The sequence below is a fragment of the Microcystis sp. M49636_WE2 genome (assembly GCF_030065375.1).
In the GTDB taxonomy this organism is placed as follows: Bacteria; Cyanobacteriota; Cyanobacteriia; order Cyanobacteriales; family Microcystaceae; genus Microcystis; species Microcystis aeruginosa_C.
This window is the reverse complement of sequence record NZ_JASJFG010000267.1, coordinates 1-24652: the sequence shown is the minus strand read 5'-3', so window position 1 is coordinate 24652 and position 24652 is coordinate 1. Positions and strand designations below refer to the sequence as shown.

Below are 24652 nucleotides of genomic sequence, written 5' to 3'. Positions count from 1 at the left end.
GACATTTGAGATAAAATCGATCTAGTTAAAAATTTAATTCCGAAACTATGTTCGACGCACTGGCCGACCGCTTAGAAGACGCATGGAAAAAATTACGAGGTCAAGATAAAATCTCCTCGGCCAATATACAAGAAACCCTCAAAGAAGTCCGGCGGGCTTTATTAGAAGCAGATGTTAACCTACAGGTAGTCAAGGGATTTATTGCTGAGGTCGAGAAACAAGCCCTCGGCGCTGAAGTGATTTCCGGAGTCAATCCCGGCCAGCAATTTATCAAAATTGTCTATGATGAATTAGTTAAAATTATGGGGGAAAGTAACGTTCCCCTAGCTCAGGCCGATAAACCCCCCACCGTAATTTTAATGGCCGGGTTGCAAGGGACAGGAAAAACCACCGCCACCGCCAAATTAGCCCTATATCTCCGCAAACAGTCCAAAAGCTGCCTGATGGTGGCCACCGATGTTTACCGTCCGGCGGCCATTGACCAATTAATCACCCTCGGTAAACAGATAAATGTTCCCGTCTTCGAGATGGGTTCTCAGGCTAATCCCGTCGATATCGCCCGTCAAGGTGTGGAAAAAGCCAAAGAATTGGGCGTAGATACGGTTATCATCGACACCGCCGGTCGTTTGCAAATAGACACCCAGATGATGGGCGAACTAGCACAAATCAAGAAAATTGTCAAGCCCGACGACACTTTATTAGTGGTGGATGCCATGACCGGTCAGGAAGCGGCCAGTCTTACCAACACTTTTCACCAACAAATCGGCATCACGGGGGCAATTCTCACCAAACTTGATGGCGATACTCGTGGTGGGGCGGCCCTATCAGTGCGGCAAATATCGGGACAACCGATTAAATTTGTTGGGGTTGGCGAAAAAGTAGAAGCTTTAGAGCCATTTTATCCCGATCGCCTTGCCAGTCGCATCCTCAATATGGGTGATGTCCTGACGCTAGTGGAAAAAGCCCAGGAACAGTTAGACCTAGAAGACGCGGCCAAAATGCAGGCCAAGATTTTAGAGGCTAAGTTTGATTTTAATGACTTCCTCAAACAGATGCGGCTGTTAAAAAATATGGGTTCCCTGGGGGGAGTCTTGAAGTTAATCCCCGGTCTGGGCAAACTGAGCGGGACAGACATCGAAAAGGGCGAAAAAGAGTTAAAACGCACGGAAGCGATGATTAATTCCATGACCACGGAGGAACGCGCTAACCCCGATTTATTGGCTAAGTCTCCTAATCGTCGTCGTCGCATTGCCAAAGGTTCGGGACATCCAGAAACAGAAGTTAACAAACTAATTACTAATTTCACCAGAATGCGATCGATGATGCAACAGATGGGACGGGGACAAATGCCCGCTATGCCGGGGATGCCCGGGATGGGTGGCGGAATGTTTGGGGGTGGCAATCAACCGGGGTTCCGCGGTCAAGGTGGCAGCCCGAAAAAACCGAAGAAAATCAAGAAAAAGAAAGGTTTTGGCGATTTATAGAGGCTAAAAATGTTGAAATCCGGAGCTTAAACTGAGGTTTCTACCATCGGCTAATTTTATCTCTTTCCCCGGGACAATTTGACCGATTATCGCCCCCTCTTCCCCCACTTTCTCCAGCAATTCTCTGGCACTGTCTGGGGGCAAACACAAAACTAACTCAAAATCTTCACCGCCGTATAAAGCCCATTCTAGAGCTTTTTCGGCTCCTACATATTCTTTCAGGGTTGGATGCAGGGGAATCCTCTCGATTTCAGCACCAACCCCACTACAGCGACAAATTTGAATTATGGCATCTGCTAACCCGTCACTGCTATCCATGCCAGCGATGGGAAATTGCTTGACAATTTTTTGTAAATGTGGTATGCAATCAAGTCTCGGTCGCGGCCGTTGATGAGCTTGGATTAATCGCTTTTTTTGGCCGGAATTTAAATTCCTGCCGGTTTCAGGGTGAAAGAGTAACTCTAATCCAGCCCGCGATAAACCGTGATAACCAGTAATAACGATACTATCGCCAACTTTTGCGTTAAAACGTCTAATTTCTTCATTTTTTGCCACTTGTCCCAGGGCGGTGATGCTGATGTTAATCTCCGTGGCCCGACAGACATCGCCCCCAACGATCGCCGTCTGATATACTTGCAGACAAGAGCTAAGACCCCGATAGAGTCCTTCTAGCCAATCGATGGCTAGATTGGGAGTTAAAGCCAATCCTACCGTAATTCCCAGGGGTTCTGCCCCCATAGCCGCTAAATCGGATAAATTAGCCGCCGCCGCTCGCCAGCCCACATCTTCCGGAGAGGTGGTAATATCGCTAAAGTGGACGTTATTAACTAAAACATCAGTGGTGACAACGAGAGAGTAACCCTCTTTCAGGGATAAAATCGCCCCATCATCACCGATAATCTCCGCAGGACAATATTTTTGCAGAATCGGTAGCAATCCCTGTTCACCCAAGTCTTTAACGGTTAAATTCATAATTTCTGGGAATTGAACGATGCAGCTTCTAAAAAGTCTTTAGGGACTTGCGCTTTGATAATGTACCTTTTGGGCGAACGCAGTTCGCCCCTACATTGTGGACAAAATCAGTTACTGTAGGGGCGCAAGGCTTGCGCCCTCCGATCGATCAGGTTTGCTGATCACCCTAAGTAGGGGGAGAGCCTTCGAGAGCCCCCGGAGCTAAGGGACTTGCGCTTTGATAATATGCCGTCTGGCTGGTCTGATTCTTCTACAGAGCGATTTTCTGGCTGGGATATTATTCCCACGCAAGTCCCTTAGTTAAGAGGATTGGCGCTGATTTTTTCGTAGGCGCGATCGATAATTCCCCGACCGCGCAAAAAGCCGGTATTAGCCCCCGGACAAAGATAGGAGAGGGTTTCTGGGCTAAAACGGTCTAAAATGGCCTTTTGCGATCGCAATTGCCGCAGCCAGTGGAAAGTTTTCGCGGTCTGTAGGGGTCGCGGTTGACCCTTAGTGTCGGGGAGAAGATGACGACCGGTAAATAAAACCCCCCCGTGACGGTTCCAGTAGAGACAGGAGGAGCCGGGAGAATGGCCAGGAGTCCAAAAACCGCTACAAGTGGGAGATAACTGGATTTGCTGCTGAAAAACGGTAATTTGAAGGTGAGGAAGCAGATAAGCTTCCTGTTCCTGTAGAATAATCTCACAATCAAGTAAACTTTGCAGAGAATCGCTCTGTTTCCCCTGACCCGCGCGATGGGTAAAAAATAGGTAACGGACACCCTTTTCTCGGAGAAAATCCCGCTCGCTCTCCTCACAGCTAGGACAATCCACCAGAATATTGCCGGTATTTTCTACAATAAGATAAGAGGTTCCCCCTAGGGTTTCCCGATTGGGGGAGAAAGCGTATAAACCTTCTAGAATTAATCGAGGGGGTTTTGTGGTTTTGCTAACCTCTAAAGGAGACGATTCGGTTTCCGATCGCATGGTTTGCCTATCCAAATCACAATCAATGCGGTTTACAATCTAGCACGATCGATGACCGGGCGGGCTGAAATTAGCCGCTTTTTATTCAAGAGAAAAGAGCCGATATGGAAATGTGGTTGTTATTAGGGATTCTTGGCGGTTTCACTTATTTTATCGTCAAGCGTAGCGTGGCCAAAATCACGACAACACCAATTTGGTTAATTTGGTTAGTCCTGATGACTCCGGCTCTTATTTGGACCGGCTGGACGTTAATCTATGGACAGGATACCCCCATGCCGGCATTTTTGCTGGTCGGCCCTTTTGTGATCTGCCCTTTTTTGTATTGGTGGCTAGTACAAAAGGGTCGAGTTACTCCCCAAGAAAGCCCCCCATCACCACTGGAAAAAGCGAATTTAGTCCTAGAAAATATTGATAATCCTGCACCTAAAAATGATTTAAAACCGATCACTGCCGAAGAGGAAAAATCCCTAAGAGATTGTTTTCCTTGGGGTATTTATTATCTGCAAAATATCGATTATCGTCCCCAAGCAATTCTCTGTCGGGGGAAATTGCGAGCAGTTCCCGAAGAAGCTTATCAAGTGATTAAAAACAATGTGGAAAAGGTTTTTGGTGATCGCTTTTTATTGCTTTTCCAAGAAAGTTTTCAGGGACAACCTTTTTTCGCTCTTGTGGCTAATCCCTGGCAGCAAAAAACAGAAACTATAGAAACTGAAAAAATTACTCGCCCCTTTCTTGCCCTGGGTTTATTGTTATTAACTCTCTTAACTACCACGGACATCGGTGCGGGATTAAGTGGCATTACCGCCCAACAATTAGAAAATAATCCTAGTTTATTATTACAAGGTTTACCCTACAGTTTAGGCTTAATTGCTATTTTAGGACTGCACGAATTCAGTCATTATTTTACAGCAGTTAAATACAAAATTAAAACTACTTTGCCCTATTTTATCCCCATTCCTTTCTTCCTCGGCACCTTCGGGGCTTTTATTCAAATGCGCTCCCCTGTACCCACCCGTAAAGCTTTATTTGATGTGGCGGTGGCCGGTCCTTTGGGGGGTATAATTATCGCTATTCCTCTACTGTTTTGGGGATTGTCCCTCTCGGAAATAGTTCCCCTAACCAATCAAAGCAGTTTATTAAATTTTCAGGCCTTAAATCCGCAGTTTTCTTTTCTCTTGTCTATCGTAGCTAAACTAGCCTTCGGCAGTGATTTAATCGCAGGAAAAGCCATCCATTTACATCCTTTAGCGGTGGCCGGTTATGTGGGAATTATCGTTACAGCCCTAAATTTAATGCCTGTGGGTCAATTGGATGGTGGTCATATTGTTCACGCCATGTATGGGCAGAAAACCGCCATAATTATCGGTCAATTAACTCGATTATTCATGTTTATTTTAGCCCTAGTGCAACCAGATTTTTTACTCTGGGCGATTATTCTCCTACTCATGCCAGTGAGCGATCAACCTGCTTTAAATGATGTGACGGAATTGGATAATAAACGAGATTTATTAGGTCTATTTTCCCTTGCTTTGTTATTAAGTATTTTGCTCCCCCTTCCCGAAGCGGTGGCCCGTTGGTGGGGGATGTAAGCGACCCCATCAATCAACCTGAGTTCCGGGAAAATTATCGGTCAGTTGGGGAATAAAATCCCCATCTCCTACGTCAAGTGAGTTCGATGATCCTCACCCTCGATCACTTTAATCCACAAAGCTGAAGGCTGACAACCGATCACCGATCACTGATATATGGTTCTCAAGGCTAATTCTCGCAGAAAAAAGCGAGTTTCTCCGCAAGGGAAGTTAGGCAAATCTAGGTTAAAATTGCTGGCTATTCCGCTAATTTTGGCGAGTTTAGGCTGGTTATACCACGATTTGCGTCAGCAGTGGCTAAAACCAGAAGCGATTTTTGTTTTGGGAGGTCATGCCGATCGAGAACGTTTTGCGGCAAAATTAGCTAAGGAATATCCCGAGCTGCCGATTTGGGTGTCTTCCGGTAGTCCGCGACGATATGTGAAAAAGATTTTTAAAAAAGCGGGAATTTCTCCAGAACGTCTCCATCTCGATTACAATGCGCGAGATACTGTCACTAACTTTACTAGCCTAGCCGATCAACTGAAAGCCCAAGGTATTGATAGTGTCTATCTAGTCACTTCCGATAATCACATGAGAAGGGCGCGATTAGTGGGAGAAATTGTTTTTGGTAGTCGCGGAATCGTGATTAAACCGGTAACTGTTCCCTCCCAATCACCCCCCGAACCCCTAGAAAAGTCACTCAGAGACGGTTTTAGGGCAATATTATGGATAATAACCGGTTCTACTGGGGAATTTTGGCTAAAATCCGATTCTAGTCCCCCTCAGTTCCCGACCCAATCGAAATAAAATTATCTTGACAAAATTCCCCACTTTATGTTAAGCAAAAATACCTTTTTCGCCATCTTATTGATTTTTGTACCGCTATCGATCGCGGGTTCCCTGTTACACTGGGGCGGAACGGTAGTTTTTATCACCGCTTGTCTAGCCATTATCCCCCTAGCAGCCTACATGGGGGAAGCCACGGAAGCGATTGCGGTGGTGGTTGGGCCAAATATTGGCGGTTTGATGAATGCCACCTTTGGCAATGCCACAGAATTAATTCTCGCCTATGTCGCTTTGCGGGAGGGTTTCATCGATGTGGTAAAAGCGACGATTACTGGCTCAATTATCGGTAATTTACTCTTAGTTATGGGATTATCGATGTTTTTAGGCGGTTTACGCTTCAAAGAACAGGAATTTCAACCGATAACCGCTCGTTTAAATGCTTCAGCTATGAATTTAGCGGTGGTGGCGATTCTTTTACCCACTGCCGTGGAATTTACCTCCACGGGAGTCGGGGAAGCAGTCCTGCAACGTCTATCCGTGGCCGTGGCAGTGGTGTTAATTTTCGTCTATGGTTTAAGTCTCTTATTTTCCATGAAAACCCACACCTATCTCTACGATGTCGGGGTTGCCGGTATCGAGGAGGAAAGCACTGGAGAAAGCACCGCAAGGCCGAAAATCTGGTTTTGGTCTTTGATTTTATTGATCGTTACCATCGCCGTGGCCGTAGAATCGGAGTTATTGGTGGCATCCCTAGAGGAGGCTACGGAACAGCTAGGTTTAACGGCGCTGTTTACCGGGGTAATTCTTTTGCCTATTATCGGTAATGCGGCCGAACACGCTACGGCTGTCACCGTCGCCCTTAAGAATAAAATGGATCTATCGGTATCTGTGGCCGTCGGTTCCAGTATGCAGATCGCCCTGTTTGTGGCTCCGGTTTTGGTTATCATCGGTTATATTATCGGTCAGCCCATGGATCTAAATTTTAATCCCTTTGAGCTAGTAGCAGTGGCTGTGGCGGTGTGGTTGGCTAATTCGATTAGTAGTGATGGGCGATCGAATTGGTTAGAGGGAATGTTACTCTTAGCTACCTATGCTATTCTGGCCCTGGCTTTCTTTTTTCATCCTCTCACTGCTTAAAGTTATCCCTTGGAGATATATAGACAATGACGGATGCTTTGGCTTAAGGGAGTGGTAAAACTGGCAATTTCGAGGATTTTACCGCCAGCTTTCCCTAGATTCTCCTCTAAACTTAAACTATCCTGCTCGGACCACTGACCACGATAGAGAATAGCGATTCCGGTCTTTTTCAGGAAAGGCAAAGCATAGTTAACACAGATATCCACATTACCTACCGCACGCAAACAGACGATATCGTAAGCACAGTTATGTTTAAGGTTTTTCCCGACGATTTCCGCCCGACCTAAACGAGTTTTCGTGTTATTTAACTCTAATTTGTCAATAACTTCTTCAAGAAAATTAATCTTTTTTTGGGTGGAATCCAAGAGAGTCACCGACCAATGGGGATATGCGATCGCAATTGGCACCCCCGGAAACCCGGCCCCGGTCCCCAAATCAATGACTGATAGGGATTTTGTCAATAGATCTGGCTGGGATTTTTGTAACCAGGCTAAACCCGATAAAGAATCCCAAAGATGTTTTTCCCAAAACTCCTCTGGTTGGGTAATTCGGGTGAGATTAAAACGTTGATTACCCTCTAAAATCAACTCATAAAGTTGTTGAAATCGCGCTTGTTGGGCCCCATCGGGTTGCCATTCTAGGGTTTCTTGCCAAAGGTCAAATAATTCAGGAAGGATCATTAATTCAGTTATCAGTTATCAGTAATCAGTTATCAGTAATCAGGTATGAGGTATGAGGAGAGTGGGGAAATTTCAACTAATACCGCAAAACCCGAAAACCTCAACTATCTGTTTTTTCATTTTTCACTTCCCTCAAATGTCCTTGTTCAATTTTCCAGTGACGGTCAGCAATGGGGAGTAATTCTCCGGCATCGTGACTAACTACTAATAAAGTCCAGTGTTGTTTGAGACTAGCGAGAAGTTTGGCCAATTGACGACGCATCGACCAATCTAAACCGGCCGTAGGTTCATCGAGAAGTAACAGATTAGGCTGCCGGATTAACTGGACAGCGAGGGATAAACGACGCTGTTGACCACCACTAAGATTATGGGGAGAAGTATCCAGAGGAATATTTTCTAATCCTACCTCCTTTAGGGCCTCTGTTAGGCGATCGCTTTTAATCTCCGGATGACCGAGACGCAACTCCTCAAGGATGGTTTTACCGCAAAAATGACGTTCGGGAAACTGAAAAACGATTCCTCCTAATTGTTGCAGATGCAGCACCGTTAATTCTTGGTCGCGCCAGTGAATCGTCCCTGCTGTTTTATCGGCAAAGCCTGCTAAAATTTCCAAAAGAGTCGTTTTTCCGGAACCACTGGGCCCGACAATCAGACCTAATTCTTGGGGGGCTAATTCGAGATTAATCCCCTGTAAAATGGGATTGAGAGCAGCGGGAGGATGATAAACCACATCTTTGAGATAAAGCATTGACAGGAAAATAACTGGAAATTAAGTCTAGAAACTCGTTTCTATTGTGACAGATTTTTTCATTCGCTCAAGGAGACTTTTGACCATGGTGCTGAGGTTAGGTTTAACGAAAAAAATGGCGATCGGTGCTTCCCTGGCTGTTATGGTAATGGTTAACTGGATGGGTCCCGGGTTAGCCGGAGATCCTTTCCGCAAAAACAATCCCCGACCGATTGGCGATAAGACCGAGGCCGCTTTTAACGCTATTTTTAAACAAGGTAACTATCTAGAGGCAAAAAAATTAATTGTTGAGGCCACAGAAAAGGAACCCCAAGAACCTTTGTCCCATGCTATGCGGGCCTCTCTTGCTTTTACCGACCAGGATTGGAACACCCTAAAAACCTACTCCGAGAAAACTAAGGCAGCGGCCAAGCAAATGCAGGGTAGCGACCCTTTAAGGGGAAATTTGTATCTAGCGGTGGGGAGTTTTTTAGAGGGAACCTACGTTTTTCAAACCGAAGGAGCAGTATCGGCTATCCCCAGATTACAACAGGTGTTTCAGTATTTGGAAACCGCAGAAAAGGCTAATCCTACGGATCCGGAATTGAACCTGTTAAAGGGTTATATGGATTTGATTTTAGCGGTTAATCTACCCTTTTCTAGCCCTCAAGAGGCAATTCAACGGCTAGAAACCTATGGAAGTCCTGATTACTTGGTTGATCGAGGTATAGCTCTAGCTTACCGCGATTTGAAGCAGTACGATCAGGCTTTGCGGTTTATCGATAACGCTCTGAAAGCGACCCCCGATAATCCAGAATTAATGTATCTGAAGGGTCAAATCCTGAGAATTCAAGGCAATACGGATAAAAATACTGGCTCTTTGAAACTGGCATTGGATTACTTTAATAATGCCCTGAAAAAACAGGAACAACTCCCCGAATCGGTCAAAAAACAGTTAAATCGCGAACACCGTAAGGTACAAGAGGAGATTAAATCCCTAGAAAACACGGCTAATCGTTAAAAACGCCTAAAAATAGTCAATATTTGGGTTTTTTATCAGTTATTAGTTTTTGAAGGCAGGAGGCAAGAGGCAAAGGGCAAAAGGCAGCCGTCAACAGTGCATCGCAGATTTGCAGGAATACCGACAATCAGCAATTATCAGTGACTCTTAGATGATAACAAATGTATCAGCAGCTGCGTGTAAGCATCCCACCGAAAAACTAATGCGCGGGGGGTTTGGGGGCGGCGCCACGCCCCCAACGGGGGGTTTGGGGGGTAGAACCCCCCAAAAGCTGGGATTGAGTGGTAAAATCAGAAACAACGCCCGATTTTAGCAGGGGGGTTTCTCCGTAAAAATCCCAATTGGTAGATTTACAAAAATGAGATGTACCCGCCGTCAAATTTTGCCAAAACAGAAAATCCCCTCTTATGTTATATAAAGTAAAGGATTATTAAGCTTCGCGGAAGTTTATTAATTAAAGTTAAAAATATATTGACAAAAAAATTGGCTTGTGGTAAGGAGCAGAATTTAGCCAAACCTCCTAGCTGATTTCTTGTCAAGGGTTCACCTAAGTGTAATTGGAGATTTCATGACGGCAACGACGGATAAATTGCATGGGGAGTTGATCACCTCGATCGAGCCAGACTTTAAACTGAAAGATATTATTAAAACCATTCCCAAAGAATATTTCCAGAAAGACCCAGTTAAAGCTTGGTTTGGAGTGATTGCGAATATTTTGGCGGTCATTGCGGGTTATGCAATGCTAGTTTATTCTCCCTGGTATTTACTGCCTTTAGCTTGGATTTTCACTGGTACAGCTTTAACGGGATTTTTTGTCATCGCCCATGATTGCGGTCATCGGTCTTTTTCTAATCGATCCTGGGTTAATGATCTTGTCGGTCATATTTTCCTCTTACCGCTTATCTATCCCTTCCACTGCTGGCGTTTCCTCCACGATCGCCATCATGCTAAAACTAACATGGTAACTATAGATAATGCTTGGGATCCGTGGGAATTAGAAGCTTTTAACTCGGCCAATCCCTTAGTGCGTCTCTTTTATCGCGGCATTCGCGGACGTTTCTGGTGGCTCGGTTCGATCGCCCACTGGGCTATTCTACACTTCAACATCGAACAATTCAAGGAGAACGAACGGGAAAAAGCCCGCTTTTCGATGATTGTCGTCCTAGTTTTTGCCGCTATTTTTTTCCCAACCCTCATTTTCTACACTGGTGTCTGGGGATTGGTTAAATTTTGGGTGGTACCTTGGTTTGTCTATCATTTTTGGATGAGTACCTTTACCCTTGTCCATCACACGGACCCCGATATTCAATTTTCCTATCCCGAAGACTGGAATCAAGCTGTAGCGCAACTAGAAGGGACAGTTCACTGTAGCTATCCCCGTTGGGTAGAAATTCTCTGTCACGATATTAATGTCCATATCCCCCATCATATCTCGACGGCGATTCCTTCCTATAACCTCCGCAAAGTTCACGCTAGTCTCAAAGAAAATTGGGGTAGTCACCTGAAAGAAACCAAGTTTTCTTGGGCATTAATGAAGCGAATCGTTGATTATTGCCATATTTTCGACTCCGAAACCGCCTACAAAACCTTTAAGGAAAGCCGCGGTTAAATCAGTTATCAGTTATCAGTTATCAGTTATCAGTTATCAGTTATCAGATTTGAGTTTTAAGTGACAGTATTAAATCGAATTTTCCTACTGTCTTTTCACTGATTACTGATTATTGTTTACTGGCCACTGTTTACTGGACGGCTACGCCGTGCCTTTGGCAACACTGAAAAAAGCTCCCTGCTCCCCAATTCATAATTCATAATTCATAATTCATAATTCATAATTCATAATTCATAATTCATAATTCATAATTCATAATTCATAAGGAAAGATTACCAGTAAACGCGTTTACCATTGGGCATAACTGTTAACCAATTGGTTTTTGCTAGGGCGATTTGTTCTTGAGTTACTTGGGCATCAGAGAGATTAGCCCCGCAAAGATTAGCGTTTTTGAGATGAGCGTAGCGAAGATTGGCTCCGGTGAGATTCGCCCCGCGTAAATCGGACTCTTCCAGGTCTGCATAACCGAGATAGGCATCATTTAAATTGGTATTTTTGAGAATAGCTTGAGTGAGATTAGCCCGGCCCAGATCCGCATTGGATAGATCCGCCCCTTGTAAATTAGTGCCTGTTAATTTGCATTGAAAGAAATTTACCCCCAAAAGTTTTGCTTTAGACAGATTGAGATTCGATAAGTCCTCCTGGGCGAAATTGCGCCGGCCGTTATCGTAAGCATCGAAAATCGCTTTTTCATCTAAGCGGCGTTTTCTCTTCGATAAGGTTATATCTACGCTGCTGTGGTCTTTGTTTCTAGATGGTGTATTTGTATTGGTTGTTGAAAAGGCGATCTGTCCCCCCGACAGATTATCTGGAGAGGCCCCTGAATTTTTATTTTTGGAGCGAAATTTAGAGTTGATAGTGCCAGAAACTGAGGAAGTGAGTATTTGACCTGAATCTTGTGGTGGTTTCGGGGCAGTAACCATTGGAGCCGAGGTTAAACTTTGGGCTAGACTATCGGCATAAGCGGTCATGTCTAAAGCATCCATTACCTCTTGGGCGGATTTGTAGCGATGACGGACGGAGACTTCCAGCATTGTTTTCAGGACTTTAGCAAACTGGGGACTCACCTTGACTAATTTTTCCCAGAGTAATTCACCTGTATTAATATCAACTTCGAGCGCTTTAGGAGATTTGCCCGTGAGTAGATAGATACAGGTAGCTCCCACGGCATAGATATCACTAGCATAGACCGGACGCATGGCCATCTGTTCGGGAGGGGCAAAACCTTGGGTACCCACGGCAAAATTAGTGAAAGCAGTTTGAGAATTGACATTGACAATAATAGTGTTAACTTGATTTTTGACAGCCCCAAAGTCAATCAGAACCAATTTTCGATCCGTTTCCCGAAGAATTAGGTTAGCGGGTTTGATATCCCGATGAATTACCTTTTGTTTGTGGATATATTTCAAAATCGGCAACAGTTCACTTAAAAACTGTTTGACTCCCGCTTCGCTAAACGGTCCGCGTTTTTTTACCTCTTGGTGCAGGTTATGACCTTTAACGTATTCTTGAACTAGATAAAACTGTTGATTATCTTCAAAATAGTCCAATAATCGGGGAACCTGCGGATGAACGCCCAGTTTTCCCAGGGTTTCCGCTTCTCGCTCAAAAAGTTCCCTGGCCATCTGAAAAACATTAGGATCGTCAGTGGAAGGTCGCAGTTGTTTAACCACACATAGGGGGTTACCTGGTAGAGACAAATCCGATGAGACAAAGGTTGCCCCAAACCCTCCTTTTCCCAAAATGCCTAGGATCTGATAGCGGTCGTGCAGAAGAAGTTTTGAACCGCAACTCTCGCAGATTAACGCTTTTGGGGCGTTTTTCGGTTGAGGACAGTCGGGATTAAGGCAGTAGGTCATATAGAGTCACCAGTTGACCAATACTTTTTGGCTAACACAGTTCAACAATGTATTCTGGGAGATTCTCCTCAAGAGGGAGGGTCTCCCAGAGTCTAAAACTATACTGAAACTCTAGACAGTCAAAGTGCGCCTCTAGTCTTGGTTATCGACTAAAACAACGTCTTTTAGTGTCATTGCTTAGTTAACGCAGAGGCAACTTATCAAGATAGCGGTTGCTTGCTAACTGGGATTTTTACCTAAACTCTTCTAGCTTATCACAGATTTGACAATTGGCGACCTCTATAAATTGTCAAGTAATCTTAGCTTTTCTTGATAATTCATCACCTCTAATCACTTTTTCCCTTTCATCAAAGCAGCCCGGGCCTGTTCGCGGTCATCGAAATGGATTTTTTCTGTCCCCAAAATTTGATAGTCTTCGTGGCCTTTACCCGCAATAATTACTCCGTCTCCCGGTTGTGCTGTTTGAATAGCCGTGTCAATGGCTAAAGCGCGATCGCTAATTACCTGTACGGTAATTTCTGGGGGAATGCCAGCGATAATATCCTCAAGGATTCGTTCGGGAGCTTCTGTGCGGGGATTATCGGAGGTAACTATGGCTAAATCTGCTAATTCTGCCGCTATTTTCCCCATTAACGGCCGTTTTGTCCGATCTCGATCGCCGCCACAACCAAAAACACAAATCATCCGACCAGAAATAAAGGGACGTGTTGCTTTTAAAACATTCTCTAAACTGTCGGGAGTATGGGCATAATCGACAATGACGCTGATATCTTGGTCGGGAGCGATGCTAACCCGTTCCATCCGCCCCGGTACTCCTGAAAACTGGGGAATTTGACCGATTACTGTCCCTAAATCTACACCACATTCTAACACTGCCGCCACCGCCGCTAAGAGATTAGCCAGATTATATTGACCCACCAGAGGAGAAGCAAAGGCTATTTCCCCTTGGGGAGTCACCATCACCCCTTCTACTCCCGTGGGTTGATAGTGTAGATCTTTAGTATAAAAATCGGCACGAGCATCGGACACACTATAGGTTAAAACCTGTTGGGGAGACAGGGAGGCCGCTAAACGTTGACCATATTCATCATCAAGGTTAATAATCGCCTTACCTTGCAGATAATCGGGACTAAATAATTTAGCTTTAGCGGCAAAATAATCCTCCATGTCGAGGTGATAATCGAGATGGTCCTGGGTGAGATTGGTAAACACCGTCACGGGAAAAGTACAACCCTGTACCCGTCCCTGGGCCAGTGCATGGGAACTAACTTCCATGACGGCGATTTCATTGCCGGCGCTCACCGCTTTGGCCAAACTAGCTTGTAACTCGTTAGCGAAAGGGGTGGTATGATTGGCGGTTTCTTGGAATCCTTGCCAACGGGTGTAAAGAGTCCCGAATAAAGCGGTGGGAATCTTTGCTTGGCTGAGAAAATATTCAATTAAATGGGTGGTGGTGGTTTTGCCGTTGGTTCCCGTCACACCGATTAATTTTAGGGTAAGGGCCGGATAATGATAAAATTTAGCAGCGATCGCAGCAGTGGCAGTAACTAAATCTGCCACAACGATTACGCAAGCATCCTCCGGGGGGGGAAATTTAGCAGCGGCTGCCGGGGAGATAATCGCCGCTAGGGCCCCGCTTTCCAAAGCGGAACGCCAAAATTCACCGCCATCGACGCGAGTACCGGGTAAACCGATAAATAAATCTCCCGGTTGACAAGCATGGGAGTTGGTGGAAATTCCTGTAATCTCGGTAATAGAAGCGATAGGAGAAGAAATCGGGGAAACCAGAGGGATAGTTGTTAAAAGTTCTTGTAGTTTCATAGTCAGGATTGAATCTAGGGATTGCTGCTTTTAGATTAGCCGATTATCAAAGAGGTTCCTAGGCCGAAGTGGGGGTGTGGGGTGTGGGGTGTGGGGAGATGGGAATTATGAATTATGAATTATGAATTATGAATTGGGGAGAAGGGAGTGGGAAGTGGGGAAGTGGGGAAGCTGTCTCATCACCCTATCACCCCAAAACCCTATCACCCTATCACCCTATCTCCTGCCTTTTCCCTTTTGCCTCCTGATATCTGCGATAAGCTAAAAAAAACAAGGCTATAGCTTGTCAACTGTTGACGATTTTCTGCTGACTATTTTCGGGATATTTATATGCAATTCGTCGATTTTCTGGCTCTCATTCATCCTGTCCTAGGGATAGTGGTCGTTTTCCCTATTATCGGCCTCGTAGTTAACTTTGCTTGGCAAACCCGTCAACGTCGCTTAGAAACCAATGCGGGAAATAAAAGTAAAATTCCCCCAGTGGTCGGGCCAGAACATCTACGCTTAGGCCGCTGGTTAACGGGTACAGTGGTAGGGGTTAACCTGTTAGCACTAGCTTACTCGGTCGTTTACGGTTTTAATGGTTTTGTCGATAAACAAAAAGACGGAAAATTAGACTCCTTTCAGGTCATTTTTGTGATTTTGATGTTTTTTGTCACCATTGCCTCTTTGGTCTGTCTCTACCGTGCTAGACAAGGCCTCTGGCGCGGAATTTTTGCCACTTTGACTGGCATGGGTTTAATTATTATCGGTTCTCAGGATGGGGTCTGGCGACTCTCGGACCAATGGTACTGGTCCCACTACTATATCGGCATGGCGGCATCATTACTGATGATTTTCTCTCTGGCCATTGTCGAAGATATCTATAAAGACCGTTCCCATCGTTGGCGCATCGCCCATACAATTCTCAATTGTATCGCTCTGGCTCTCTTTCTGGGACAAGGGATGACCGGTTCGAGGGATTTGCTGGAAATTCCCCTCAGTTGGCAAAAACCGGCAATTTATCGCTGTGATTTCACCAATAAAACCTGTCCTGAACCTAAATCCTCAACCCCCCTTATCAACCCGATAAGTTAAACTTTTTTAGGGACTGGGAGAGGGAGAGGGTGAAGGAGTTGGGAAAGTGGGTACACACTTAGATGGCTCCGTGGGGGTATCACCCTCCTCCGGTATGGGTTCCTCACACCAATTGGCAATCTTACCAAGTTGGGGCAAGGTGTTTAAGGGATTGGGTTTCAGGTTTTGGATTAAGTCAGTCCATTCTACCCCTTGGGTCACAGCAACTGCGCCGCTATTTGGGGCACAGGTTGAAATTTTGCCCCACTTCTTACCCCAGGCGGCACCGACGAAATCACCGTTACCGGTTTTACCGAGGGAATAGTCAGGAGCAAAGATAAACGCTTCTAGTCTTTGGTTTTGTCCCACTCTCAGACAAATTTGCGGCGCGGTGGAAGCTAATTCATTATTGGCATAAATTTGTAGATTGCCCGGTTTACAAACCGTGGGTCGGCTAACACGGCTGCAGTCGTGTTCGATGACACCGTTAATATCACCTCCAACATAAAAAACCACCCGTTGCCCCGGAGTAATGGTGATCCTATCGTTACCACTCAAGTTGATATTATTAACGATATACTCGTACACCTGTACGCTTTGACCGTTAATCGTGCGAGTAGTGGGTGTGTCTCCCTGTCTGGGAAAAGTTTCTTGAGCAGGCAAAAGAGGACTGGTAAGTTCTCCTAGGTTTGTAATACCGTTGGGAGGCTCCGGTAAATTGGGGAAATCAAGCCTCTCCTCCGGCACACCGACAAATTGCGCTTTGTAGGGGGTATTGGGTGCGGGTGTGGGCTGTTGAATATTATTTTGGTTAATATAACATTCTAGGTTCGGTCGCAAAGTTCCTGTCCCCTCGACAAATCCTGTGGCCTCCGTGGTGTCGCTCATAACCACATCCCCCTGAAATTTAGCACCGCCAGAATAATTCGGATTGCTGGCCGTAATCTGGTCAGTTTGACTGAGATCTTCCGTGGCTCCCTCCCTTATCCACAAAGTCGGGACCGTGGTGCGAGTGAATGCGAGGGGACGGGAAGGAAAAATAGGGATAGTTACCACCACGCGGTTACGCGAGGCGGCATTATCGCCACTATCTCTATTGATATTAATGTTAGTTAGGTCTGTTGCGGCACTTTTGAGGGAAAGTCCTTCGAGGGTGAGAACTCCCCAACCTAAACCCCTAGAGGGGGGAGTCTTCTCGGTATCATCGAGATAAACGTAGTTAACCACGCGATAATAACGATTATTACCGAGATCAAACCATTCACCACTAGCCAAATCTCTTAATCCTGGATTTACTGCTCGTTGTTCTGTGGGTGCGAGGATTTTGTAGGCAATTTCGTTATTACGATTGGTATTACCACAGGCGGTGGCAATGGCTAATTTTTTTAAATCTCTTTGGAAATTGGTACTAGGATTACCAGTGGGTATTTCGGCTCTCTCCCAACAATCGCCAGTAGTACAATTACTATCAACCGTTGCCATAACTCGAACGCTATTCAGTAAATCCCGCACGCGAGCCACTGCAGCTTCGGAACTTGTTAAACTATCAGCCTGGGCTTTTTGGGCAATTACTTTCGATTGATCCCCTTGGACGCGCATCATCACAGTTATCCCTGTTCCCATCAGGATAAGTCCAATTAACATGGCAAGAGGCAAGGCAAACCCCTTTTCCTTATTAGCCGTCAGGTGAAGGTATAAACGATTGTTCATAGACCAGTCCATCTAAGAATGGTTACTTCTATTATAATACTGTCAAGTTTTGGTCAAGTGACAAATGTGAGAATACAAGAATAGCACTGTGAGTACAATCACAGACAAAAGCCAGTTAATAGAATAGTCAGCCAGCAATTTTTCGATAAGTAGGTAGGCGTTAAAAATTATCAGATGCCCCCTTTATCAAGGGGGGATTAAGGGGGGATCGGCACCCCCCTTATCAAGGGGGGCAGGGGGGATCGAACCTAAAATCTATTTTTAATTTAATTATAACCAGCTACTTAAGTATTTTCGACTTTTGACTTAACTAAAGGGCTGTTTTTTCATTCAAAAATGCCCGCCAAATCAAGCTTATACCCCGACAAAAGCTGATAATTAACAACCAAAGGGATTGTAATTCTCCCGCCGTATTTTTCGGTTGCCAGCGCTGGGGACGACAGAATAAAAAAGTAATTAGCTTTCTCTGCTCTGATAGGGTAAGTGGCTGGAATTTAAGAGTCGCTTGCCAGATTTTTCCTCGTTTTTCTAGATTGACTAGATGAGCCGATAGGCGCAAGTTTTCGCCTAAAATATCTAGGAGTAATTTTTCTGAGTAGATGGGTTCCCCTAGGTGAATTTCTGCTCCTATTTCCGAAAGTTTTTTTAGATTGCCCTGTATAATTATATCCGATTCTGTGATCAAGTTAACAGGAGATTCCAGCATTTGATATTGAGTTTCTAGGGTGAGGGGAGCTTCCAATAAAGCCACTAAAGCAGTCATGATAATAACCACGTTATATATAGCCAAAATCAAGCCAAAATTTAGGGGACTTGCTTGATAATTGTGATGGTGCAAATTAAAGAAAATACTAATTAAGGTAATGGTGAGAAAAAAGAGCAATGGGTAGGATAAATGCCAATTATATTGATAATTTTGGCGAGCAATTCCCTTCGGTGTCACCTGAAATCCCTTGTCAAAGGGTTTCCAAAGAACATGGAGAACTGTTAGGGCTGTAGGTACACAAATAATCATCGATAGTACCTCAGAAAAAATAATGGAGCGCGAGCGAGAATTTAACCAGTGATAAGTGGCTAACTGCAGCATCATGTAGGGTAAAAATATATAGATTGTCTCATCAATAGTAATGTTAAAAGGTACTATATAACCAAAGGTATAAAGGAGAGGAATAAGCAGAGAAAATAAACGAGCTAAGGGAGAAAACCAAGATAAAAGTCCTTCTAAGTGTGCCAATCTTTGGGGTAGAGTTAGTCCCGCAATTTTTAGGGGATTAGCTTTGATAAAAAAGGCCTGTAAAGTTCCCCTTGCCCAGCGCAATCTTTGCCGTAAATAAGCTGATAAACTTTCGGCAGATAAACCAGCGCTGAGTTTTTCATTTAAGTAAATAACTTCATAACCTTTGGCAGAGATAGCAATCCCAGTAAAATAGTCTTCACTAATAGATTCTATATTAAAATATCCCACTTCCTCTAAGGCTTTTCTTCTGACAATAAAAGAAGTGCCAGCACAAACAGAACTACCCACCCCATCTTTAGCTGGTTGGATATGACGATAAAATAATTCTTCGTCGGGAGTAACGATATTTTCTAAACCTAAGTTATGGGCAATAGGATCGGCATTATAAAAGCTTTGGGGCGTTTGCACTAAGGCAATTTTTGGGTTTTGAAACCAGCCAACAGTTCTTTCTAGAAAGTTCCGACAAGGGATAAAATCCGCGTCAAAAACTACCACTAATTCCCCTTGAGTTTGTCTGAGAGCATGGTTTAAATTACCTGCTTTAGCGTTTTTTCTATCCTCACGAGTCAGATAATGACAATTTAATTTTTCTGCCAATTCATAAATTTCTGACCTCTGGGTATCATCGAGAATATAAATATTTTTATGGGGATAATTAAGGGCTTGACAACCGATAATAGTTCTTTTTAAGATAAAGGCTGGCTCATTATAGGTGGGAATGAGGATATCTACCGTCGGTAAATACTGTTTATCGATCACCCCTTGGCTATAAAAATCAGCTTCTTTGCGTCTATCCTTCGTGGTTAAGACTAAAACTAACTGAATTATGCTACTACTTAAAATTATCATCTCAATTCCTAAAAGGAGTAAACTAAAAAAGCCATTGAGAGGAGTAGAAAGATTTAAGGTTTCCAGAATTCTCCAGAGTAGATAGCGCAGGGTTATAGCTAGAGTGATAGAAATAATGACTAATCTTGACCAAACTTGCGGACGCGGAGACAAGAAAACGATTAACTGCGTAAAAATTAGCAGGATAACCGTGGGTAATAATAATTGATAGCTATGAGCAACCGTGGGAACTTTAATCCAAGCAAAGGGGTTAAAAAATTCTTCTACTAAGCCAAGGATTAATCGATAAATATTGTGTTCTGGCCAACATAATGATAAACTAACCATCATTAGCCCGCCGATCACTGCCAAAATAATTAAAATAACCGATATTATCGCTAAAATGGATTTGAATACGGAGGAATATGCTGGTTTTTGAGGGAACGTAAAAATTGACTCTTGGTTAGACATAAATCCCCTTCTGAGTAAATAAATCTAACTACATTTTACAATTCTTAACAAAAACCCTGTGCATTTTTGGCAATGACAGGAGCGCTCTCCACCAAAATGCTAAATTTTGTATCAAACCCAAGATGAAACTAGCCAGAAAAAGTCTGGAAATAGTATACTCTGGTTAACCGTGAGGAAAAATTTAATCTATGATAGCCGTCAAAATCGCCGTTGTTAGCGCTCTCGTTTTAGTTGTGGTCAAATTCGTCGCTTCTGTTCTAGGTAAAGGCAATATACCCCTACTTAATCAGGCTGTCACTGTGATTTTAAGCCTTTTTATCGGGTTTGAGTTGATTCAACTAGGACAAACGGTGATTGAAAAGATTAATTAAGAGCTAAACGGGCCAGATAGAAGCTAGTAATAGTTTTAGCATCGATCGATTCTCCCTTGGCGATCGCCGATTCCATTTCCTCAAAACTCATAAAAACCACTTCCAGATCTTCATCGGCATCTTGAGCGGGGGGCAAGCTTAATTTTTCCAGATCCCGGGCCAGAAAAGCATAGATGTATTCATCGGAATAACCCGGTGCCAGAGCAAATTTACCCAAAGATTGCCAATTATGCGCCCGATAACCCGCTTCTTCCTCTAATTCTCGTTTTACCGTCGTAGCAGGGTCTTCTCCTTCATCAATCGTCCCGGCGGGAAATTCCAGAATGCGAGCTTGCAAACTAAACCGATACTGACGTACTAAAACTAATTGACCTTCCTTGGTGATTGGAACTGCTAAAGCACCCCCCGGATGACGCACACATTCCCATTCTCCCTCGACACCGTTAGGTAAACGCAGTTTCGAGACTTCAAATTGAAAGACGCGACCCTGATAAAAAAGACGTTGTTGGAGAAATTGAGGCGGTTCAGACATAGAAAATTTGCAACTAGGACTTTAAGAATTAATATCAAGAAATGTCACCTTTGTCACCGGTGTTTCAGGTTATAATAGAAAATGCTGTCTTTACAGGTTAAATCTTTTTCGAGAAACCCCATGGCAAAAAAATCGATGGTAGAACGCGAGAAAAAACGCGCTCGTCTCAGACAAAAATACGAAGCTAAAAGAGCGGAACTAAAAGAACAATTCCGCACCGCCGAGGATTTTGAAGAAAAACTGGCAATTCACCAAAAATTACAGGAATTACCCCGCAATAGCGCTCCTAGTCGTCACCGCAACCGTTGTTTAACGACCGGCAGACCGAGAGGATACTATCGCGATTTTGGTTTATCCCGCAACGTTTTACGCGAATGGGCCCACCAAGGTCTTTTACCCGGTGTGGTCAAGTCTAGCTGGTAGTCAGAAACAATATCTAGGGTCTGCTGAAAAAGTTTTTCGTGGGGACAGGGTGTGGGGTGTGGGGTGTGGGGTGTGGGGTTTTACCGGTTTTGAGGTGGCCAATTACCTAATTTTTAGGGAAAAAGTCCAGGGATTTTCCCCCTGATCACTCCCATACCTGGTACTTTTTGATTGACAAAAAGTCTAAAAGTCTTACCCAACAAGGTTTTTAGATTTATTCAGCAAACCCTATCTAGGGAAAATACCGGGATAGAGGCGTGGTTTTTGCGTCTCTATTGCCGTTTTTAGGCAATTTTAGCGATAAAACAAAAACCCTCGATCGAGTGATCGAGAGTTAAACATGAACAAAAAATTCACCTAGACTACAGTAGCAGCCTTACGGGCAGCAGCGGCCTCATCGGGATGAATACCGAGACGAGTGAGATTGAGACGACCTTTACTATCGATCTCGCGTACCTTGACTAACACCTCATCCCCCACGGCCACTTCATCTTCGACCTTACCGACGCGTCCCTCGGCCAATTGGGAAATATGGATCATTCCCTCTTTCCCCGGCAAAACTTCCACAAAAGCGCCGATTTGGATAATGCGAGTCACGCGACCGAGATAAACCTCACCCTCATTGAGTTTGCGGGTCATATTGTAAATCAGTCGTTTAGCTTTTTCGGCCTGTTCCCCATCGGTGGAGGAAATGGTGACAGTACCATCGTCATCGATATCGATTTTCGTGCCGGTCTGTTCAGTAATCCCTTTAACCGTCTTACCACCCGGCCCGATTACTAACCCGATCAGATCTGGATCGATCTTGATCGTCAATAACCGGGGTGCGTGGGGAGATAATTCCGTGCGGGGTTTTTCTAGGGTCGCTAACATCTTCTCGAGGATATGTTTGCGGGCCGGTAAAGCTTGTTCGATCGCCTTGGCCACCACTTCCATGCTTAAACCGGGGATTTTCATATCCATCTGGAGAGCGGTGATGCCGGAATCAGTGCCAGCCACCTTAAAGTCCATATCTCCCAGAAAATCCTCAATACCCTGAATATCGGTCAAAATCCGCACTTCTTCCCCTTCTTTAATTAAACCCATGGCCGCACCGCTAACGGGTTTTTTCAGGGGAACACCGGCATCCATCAGCGCCAGGGTAGAACCACACACGGAACCCATGGAGGTGGAACCATTAGAAGAGAGGACTTCCGACACCACCCGCAGCACATAGGGAAATTCCTCCTGTGGGGGGAGGACAGGTACGATCGCCCTTTCCGCTAAAGCACCGTGACCGATTTCTCGACGGCCGGGAGAACGCATCGGACGGGTTTCACCGACGGAAAAGGGTGGGAAATTGTAGTGATGAAGATAGCGTTTTTCATCTTCGGGATGGAGATCGTCGCCCAAATCCTGAGCATCACCGGGGGTGCCAAGGGTGGCGATCGAAAGCACTTGGGTTAAACCGCGATTAAACAAACCGCTACCGTGAACCCGACGGGGTAAAACTCCCACCAGGCAAGAAATCGGCCGTACTTCGTCCAGTTTGCGACCATCAACCCGCACCCCATCCTCGATAATTTGGGCGCGCATCAGTTTTTTGGTCAGATCCTTAAAGAGATTACCGATTAACTTGGGTTCTTCCAGCGTTGGAGCTTTTAAGGGATCTTCATCGGGGAGAGCGGTTATAGTTTCCTTGATCCGATTTTCGATCGCCTCTAATTTCTCATCCCGTTCGGTTTTGCTGAGGGTAAACTGACAGAGAATCTGTTTAATTTCCTCTTTAGCTTGTTCTCTCAGGAAATTCTGCACGGTTTCGTTTACTACCGGCGCTTCTCGGGTGACGAGGGGAATACCCAACTGATCGATCAATTCCCGTTGAGCGGTGATCAGGTCGCGCACTGCTTCATAACCAAAATCGATCGCCTCAATAATATCCCGTTCCGGTAACTGATTGGCTCCCGCTTCGATCATCACCACCCCTTCGGGACTACCGGCCACCACTAGATCCAATTCTCCGTTATGGATTTCCTTGTAGGTGGGATTGATGATAAATTCATCCCCCAGTAAACCGACGCGCACCGCTGCCATCGGTCCTTGGAAGGGAATACCTGCCAACAAAACCGCCACGGAAGCCCCAGTAACGGCCAAAACATCCGGGGGGACCTCCTCATCCATCGAGAGGGTTGTAGCGACCACCTGAATATCATCCCGCATCCAACTGGGAAATAGGGGCCGCAGGGGGCGATCGATCAAACGACCGGTCAGAATTGCTTTTTCCGGGGGACGACCTTCACGACGCAAAAATCCTCCCGGGATGCGCCCGGCGGCGTATAATCTTTCTTCATAGTCAACGGTTAAGGGTAGGAAATCTACTCCTTCTCTGGCTTTGGCTGTGGTTGCTGTCACTAAAACTGCCGTTTCTCCCGATTGGATCAGAACACTACCGCCAGCTTGGGGGGCTAAAAGCCCTATTTTTAGTCGAATATCCCTGCCATCAAAGGATATTGACTTGTCAAACTCTTCCATGTAAAGCTATATTCCTTTCTTTCACTTTTCTCTGTGCTGTCGCCATCCTAGCATTTTTTGTACCCCTTTCCAGCAGGTTTAGTATTCAGTGATCAGTTTTAAGAAGGTTCGGAGCCGGTCGTCAGTAGTCAGGAGCCGGTCGTCAGTAGTCAGTAGTCAGTAGTCAGGAGCCGGTCGTCAGTAGTCAGGAGCCGGTCGTCAGGAGTCAGTAGTCAGGGGCCAGTAGTCAGGGGTCAGGAGATTATTTTTATTTATTCTTCCCACTTCTCACTTCATAATTCATAATTCATAATTTATAATTTATAATTCCTACACCCCAATTCCCCACTTTTAAACAGAATTTAAGATTACTTGCTCAAAACGGCCAAAAAATGATAGCTTCAGATATAGGAATAATCTGGTTAAGAAAAAAAATGTCTTCCCTTGCCGCTTGCTGGCCTAAAAATATTTCTAAGTATTAGCAAAACTGACTGACTCTCAGCTCTCAGCAGTTGAGCGGGATTTTTCCTAGCTCGAAGAACCCCAGACAAAGAAAATTAAGACAATTAAAAGGATTGCGTCTCTATTATCTGTTAGACGCTTCTAATCCAGTGAATTTGCGGGTTATCTTCAAATTAACCCCGTTTAACCCTATTTATTATCGATCATGGCTGAAAGTTATTTATTAAACAAACTGCAATCTGTAGAACAGACGTACAAAGAATTAACCCGTCGTCTAGCGGATCCCGATGTCACCAGTAATCCGGGTGAATTGCATCGTCTGGCCAAATCCCGCGCTTCCCTAGAGGAAACGGTCAACACTTACGAAATTTGGCAAAAAAGTCAAGAGGATTTAATCGGTGCGAAACAAATCTTCAAAGAATCCGCCAGCGATCCCG

At 44.8% G+C, this 24652-nt stretch carries 20 protein-coding genes; 10 read left to right on the top strand and 10 right to left on the bottom strand.

The window, feature by feature from the left end; all coding sequences use genetic code 11:
* The first annotated feature begins 47 nt into the window (after positions 1 to 47).
* Positions 48 to 1484 (top strand): signal recognition particle protein, encoded by a 1437-nt coding sequence (gene ffh, locus PX484_RS06510; protein ID WP_004268212.1) that lies wholly within the window; start codon positions 48 to 50, stop codon positions 1482 to 1484.
* A gap of 3 nt (positions 1485 to 1487) precedes the next feature.
* On the opposite strand, the gene thiL is transcribed toward ffh, so the two are convergent.
* Positions 1488 to 2456 (bottom strand): thiamine-phosphate kinase, encoded by a 969-nt coding sequence (gene thiL, locus PX484_RS06505; RefSeq protein WP_004268214.1) that lies wholly within the window; start codon positions 2454 to 2456, stop codon positions 1488 to 1490.
* A 296-nt stretch (positions 2457 to 2752) separates the two neighbouring features.
* Entirely contained in the window at positions 2753 to 3424 is a 672-nt protein-coding gene (locus tag PX484_RS06500; RefSeq protein ID WP_287764740.1) for an MBL fold metallo-hydrolase, read from the bottom strand.
* 104 nt (positions 3425 to 3528) lie between these two features.
* Between PX484_RS06500 and PX484_RS06495 the strand changes: the two genes are divergently transcribed.
* From PX484_RS06495 to cax, 3 genes are all read left to right on the top strand, one after another.
* Positions 3529 to 5013 (top strand): site-2 protease family protein, encoded by a 1485-nt coding sequence (locus PX484_RS06495; RefSeq protein WP_287671522.1) that lies wholly within the window; start codon positions 3529 to 3531, stop codon positions 5011 to 5013.
* A gap of 156 nt (positions 5014 to 5169) precedes the next feature.
* Positions 5170 to 5802 carry a YdcF family protein gene (locus PX484_RS06490; RefSeq protein ID WP_004268220.1) on the top strand — a complete coding sequence of 211 codons (633 nt, stop codon included), beginning with the start codon at positions 5170 to 5172 and terminating at the stop codon, positions 5800 to 5802.
* A gap of 27 nt (positions 5803 to 5829) precedes the next feature.
* Positions 5830 to 6918 carry a calcium/proton exchanger gene (gene cax / locus PX484_RS06485; RefSeq protein WP_287764736.1) on the top strand — a complete coding sequence of 363 codons (1089 nt, stop codon included), beginning with the start codon at positions 5830 to 5832 and terminating at the stop codon, positions 6916 to 6918.
* A 2-nt stretch (positions 6919 to 6920) separates the two neighbouring features.
* Here the strand turns inward: cax and rsmG are convergent, their stop codons facing one another.
* Both rsmG and PX484_RS06475 read right to left on the bottom strand, forming a co-directional pair.
* Positions 6921 to 7598 carry a 16S rRNA (guanine(527)-N(7))-methyltransferase RsmG gene (gene rsmG, locus PX484_RS06480; protein WP_287764734.1) on the bottom strand — a complete coding sequence of 226 codons (678 nt, stop codon included), beginning with the start codon at positions 7596 to 7598 and terminating at the stop codon, positions 6921 to 6923.
* A gap of 100 nt (positions 7599 to 7698) precedes the next feature.
* Positions 7699 to 8346 (bottom strand): ABC transporter ATP-binding protein, encoded by a 648-nt coding sequence (locus PX484_RS06475; protein ID WP_004268229.1) that lies wholly within the window; start codon positions 8344 to 8346, stop codon positions 7699 to 7701.
* A gap of 85 nt (positions 8347 to 8431) precedes the next feature.
* Here PX484_RS06475 and PX484_RS06470 point away from each other — a divergent pair, with 85 nt between their 5' ends.
* A complete protein-coding gene (locus tag PX484_RS06470; protein WP_287764732.1) occupies positions 8432 to 9346 on the top strand; it encodes a Sll0314/Alr1548 family TPR repeat-containing protein in 915 nt (304 codons plus the stop codon).
* 568 nt (positions 9347 to 9914) lie between these two features.
* Positions 9915 to 10955 carry a fatty acid desaturase gene (locus tag PX484_RS06465; protein WP_004268232.1) on the top strand — a complete coding sequence of 347 codons (1041 nt, stop codon included), beginning with the start codon at positions 9915 to 9917 and terminating at the stop codon, positions 10953 to 10955.
* A gap of 272 nt (positions 10956 to 11227) precedes the next feature.
* Here the strand turns inward: PX484_RS06465 and PX484_RS06460 are convergent, their stop codons facing one another.
* A complete protein-coding gene (locus PX484_RS06460; protein ID WP_287764730.1) occupies positions 11228 to 12814 on the bottom strand; it encodes a serine/threonine-protein kinase in 1587 nt (528 codons plus the stop codon).
* 330 nt (positions 12815 to 13144) lie between these two features.
* Complete coding sequence (locus PX484_RS06455) at positions 13145 to 14635, bottom strand: UDP-N-acetylmuramoyl-L-alanyl-D-glutamate--2,6-diaminopimelate ligase (protein ID WP_287764728.1); 1491 nt, start codon at positions 14633 to 14635, stop codon at positions 13145 to 13147.
* A gap of 330 nt (positions 14636 to 14965) precedes the next feature.
* On the opposite strand from PX484_RS06455, the gene PX484_RS06450 reads away from it, so the two are divergent.
* On the top strand, positions 14966 to 15712 hold the full coding sequence (locus tag PX484_RS06450) for a DUF4079 domain-containing protein (RefSeq protein WP_288103186.1): 747 nt from the start codon (positions 14966 to 14968) through the stop codon (positions 15710 to 15712).
* Between the two features lie 6 nt (positions 15713 to 15718).
* Here PX484_RS06450 and PX484_RS06445 read toward each other — a convergent pair whose 3' ends face one another.
* Both PX484_RS06445 and PX484_RS06440 read right to left on the bottom strand, forming a co-directional pair.
* Positions 15719 to 17401, bottom strand: a complete 1683-nt coding sequence (locus PX484_RS06445) for a DUF7305 domain-containing protein (RefSeq protein WP_287764724.1) — start codon at positions 17399 to 17401, stop codon at positions 15719 to 15721.
* A 310-nt stretch (positions 17402 to 17711) separates the two neighbouring features.
* Complete coding sequence (locus tag PX484_RS06440) at positions 17712 to 19937, bottom strand: glycosyltransferase (protein WP_287764721.1); 2226 nt, start codon at positions 19935 to 19937, stop codon at positions 17712 to 17714.
* Between the two features lie 188 nt (positions 19938 to 20125).
* On the opposite strand from PX484_RS06440, the gene PX484_RS06435 reads away from it, so the two are divergent.
* Positions 20126 to 20308, top strand: coding sequence for a hypothetical protein (locus tag PX484_RS06435; RefSeq protein WP_002739991.1), 183 nt, complete (start codon positions 20126 to 20128; stop codon positions 20306 to 20308).
* Here the strand turns inward: PX484_RS06435 and PX484_RS06430 are convergent.
* Positions 20301 to 20840, bottom strand: a complete 540-nt coding sequence (locus PX484_RS06430) for an NUDIX hydrolase (RefSeq protein ID WP_004268241.1) — start codon at positions 20838 to 20840, stop codon at positions 20301 to 20303. The two genes, PX484_RS06435 and PX484_RS06430, sit on opposite strands and share 8 nt — an antisense overlap.
* A 120-nt stretch (positions 20841 to 20960) precedes the next feature.
* Between PX484_RS06430 and rpsN the strand changes: the two genes are divergently transcribed.
* On the top strand, positions 20961 to 21263 hold the full coding sequence (gene rpsN, locus PX484_RS06425; protein ID WP_002740009.1) for a 30S ribosomal protein S14: 303 nt from the start codon (positions 20961 to 20963) through the stop codon (positions 21261 to 21263).
* Between the two features lie 357 nt (positions 21264 to 21620).
* On the opposite strand, the gene PX484_RS06420 is transcribed toward rpsN, so the two are convergent.
* On the bottom strand, positions 21621 to 23774 hold the full coding sequence (locus PX484_RS06420; protein ID WP_004268249.1) for a polyribonucleotide nucleotidyltransferase: 2154 nt from the start codon (positions 23772 to 23774) through the stop codon (positions 21621 to 21623).
* A gap of 646 nt (positions 23775 to 24420) precedes the next feature.
* On the opposite strand from PX484_RS06420, the gene PX484_RS06415 reads away from it, so the two are divergent.
* Positions 24421 to 24652: PCRF domain-containing protein (locus PX484_RS06415; protein WP_288103184.1), on the top strand; the 232-nt coding region annotated here is incomplete at its 3' end.

Bases quoted from the DNA above. Each gene is read 5' to 3' on its own strand.
- PX484_RS06495 (WP_287671522.1), top strand. From the start codon at position 3,529: ATGGAAATGTGGTTGTTATTAGGGATTCTTGGCGGTTTCACTTATTTT.
- PX484_RS06460 (WP_287764730.1), bottom strand. From the start codon at position 12,814: ATGACCTACTGCCTTAATCCCGACTGTCCTCAACCGAAAAACGCCCCA.
- PX484_RS06455 (WP_287764728.1), bottom strand. From the start codon at position 14,635: ATGAAACTACAAGAACTTTTAACAACTATCCCTCTGGTTTCCCCGATT.
- rsmG (WP_287764734.1), bottom strand. From the start codon at position 7,598: ATGATCCTTCCTGAATTATTTGACCTTTGGCAAGAAACCCTAGAATGG.
- PX484_RS06445 (WP_287764724.1), bottom strand. From the start codon at position 17,401: ATGAACAATCGTTTATACCTTCACCTGACGGCTAATAAGGAAAAGGGG.
- PX484_RS06500 (WP_287764740.1), bottom strand. From the start codon at position 3,424: ATGCGATCGGAAACCGAATCGTCTCCTTTAGAGGTTAGCAAAACCACA.
- PX484_RS06450 (WP_288103186.1), top strand. From the start codon at position 14,966: ATGCAATTCGTCGATTTTCTGGCTCTCATTCATCCTGTCCTAGGGATA.
- ffh (WP_004268212.1), top strand. From the start codon at position 48: ATGTTCGACGCACTGGCCGACCGCTTAGAAGACGCATGGAAAAAATTA.
- PX484_RS06465 (WP_004268232.1), top strand. From the start codon at position 9,915: ATGACGGCAACGACGGATAAATTGCATGGGGAGTTGATCACCTCGATC.
- PX484_RS06435 (WP_002739991.1), top strand. From the start codon at position 20,126: ATGATAGCCGTCAAAATCGCCGTTGTTAGCGCTCTCGTTTTAGTTGTG.
- PX484_RS06430 (WP_004268241.1), bottom strand. From the start codon at position 20,840: ATGTCTGAACCGCCTCAATTTCTCCAACAACGTCTTTTTTATCAGGGT.
- rpsN (WP_002740009.1), top strand. From the start codon at position 20,961: ATGGCAAAAAAATCGATGGTAGAACGCGAGAAAAAACGCGCTCGTCTC.
- thiL (WP_004268214.1), bottom strand. From the start codon at position 2,456: ATGAATTTAACCGTTAAAGACTTGGGTGAACAGGGATTGCTACCGATT.
- PX484_RS06490 (WP_004268220.1), top strand. From the start codon at position 5,170: ATGGTTCTCAAGGCTAATTCTCGCAGAAAAAAGCGAGTTTCTCCGCAA.
- cax (WP_287764736.1), top strand. From the start codon at position 5,830: ATGTTAAGCAAAAATACCTTTTTCGCCATCTTATTGATTTTTGTACCG.
- PX484_RS06475 (WP_004268229.1), bottom strand. From the start codon at position 8,346: ATGCTTTATCTCAAAGATGTGGTTTATCATCCTCCCGCTGCTCTCAAT.
- PX484_RS06420 (WP_004268249.1), bottom strand. From the start codon at position 23,774: ATGGAAGAGTTTGACAAGTCAATATCCTTTGATGGCAGGGATATTCGA.
- PX484_RS06440 (WP_287764721.1), bottom strand. From the start codon at position 19,937: ATGTCTAACCAAGAGTCAATTTTTACGTTCCCTCAAAAACCAGCATAT.
- PX484_RS06470 (WP_287764732.1), top strand. From the start codon at position 8,432: ATGGTGCTGAGGTTAGGTTTAACGAAAAAAATGGCGATCGGTGCTTCC.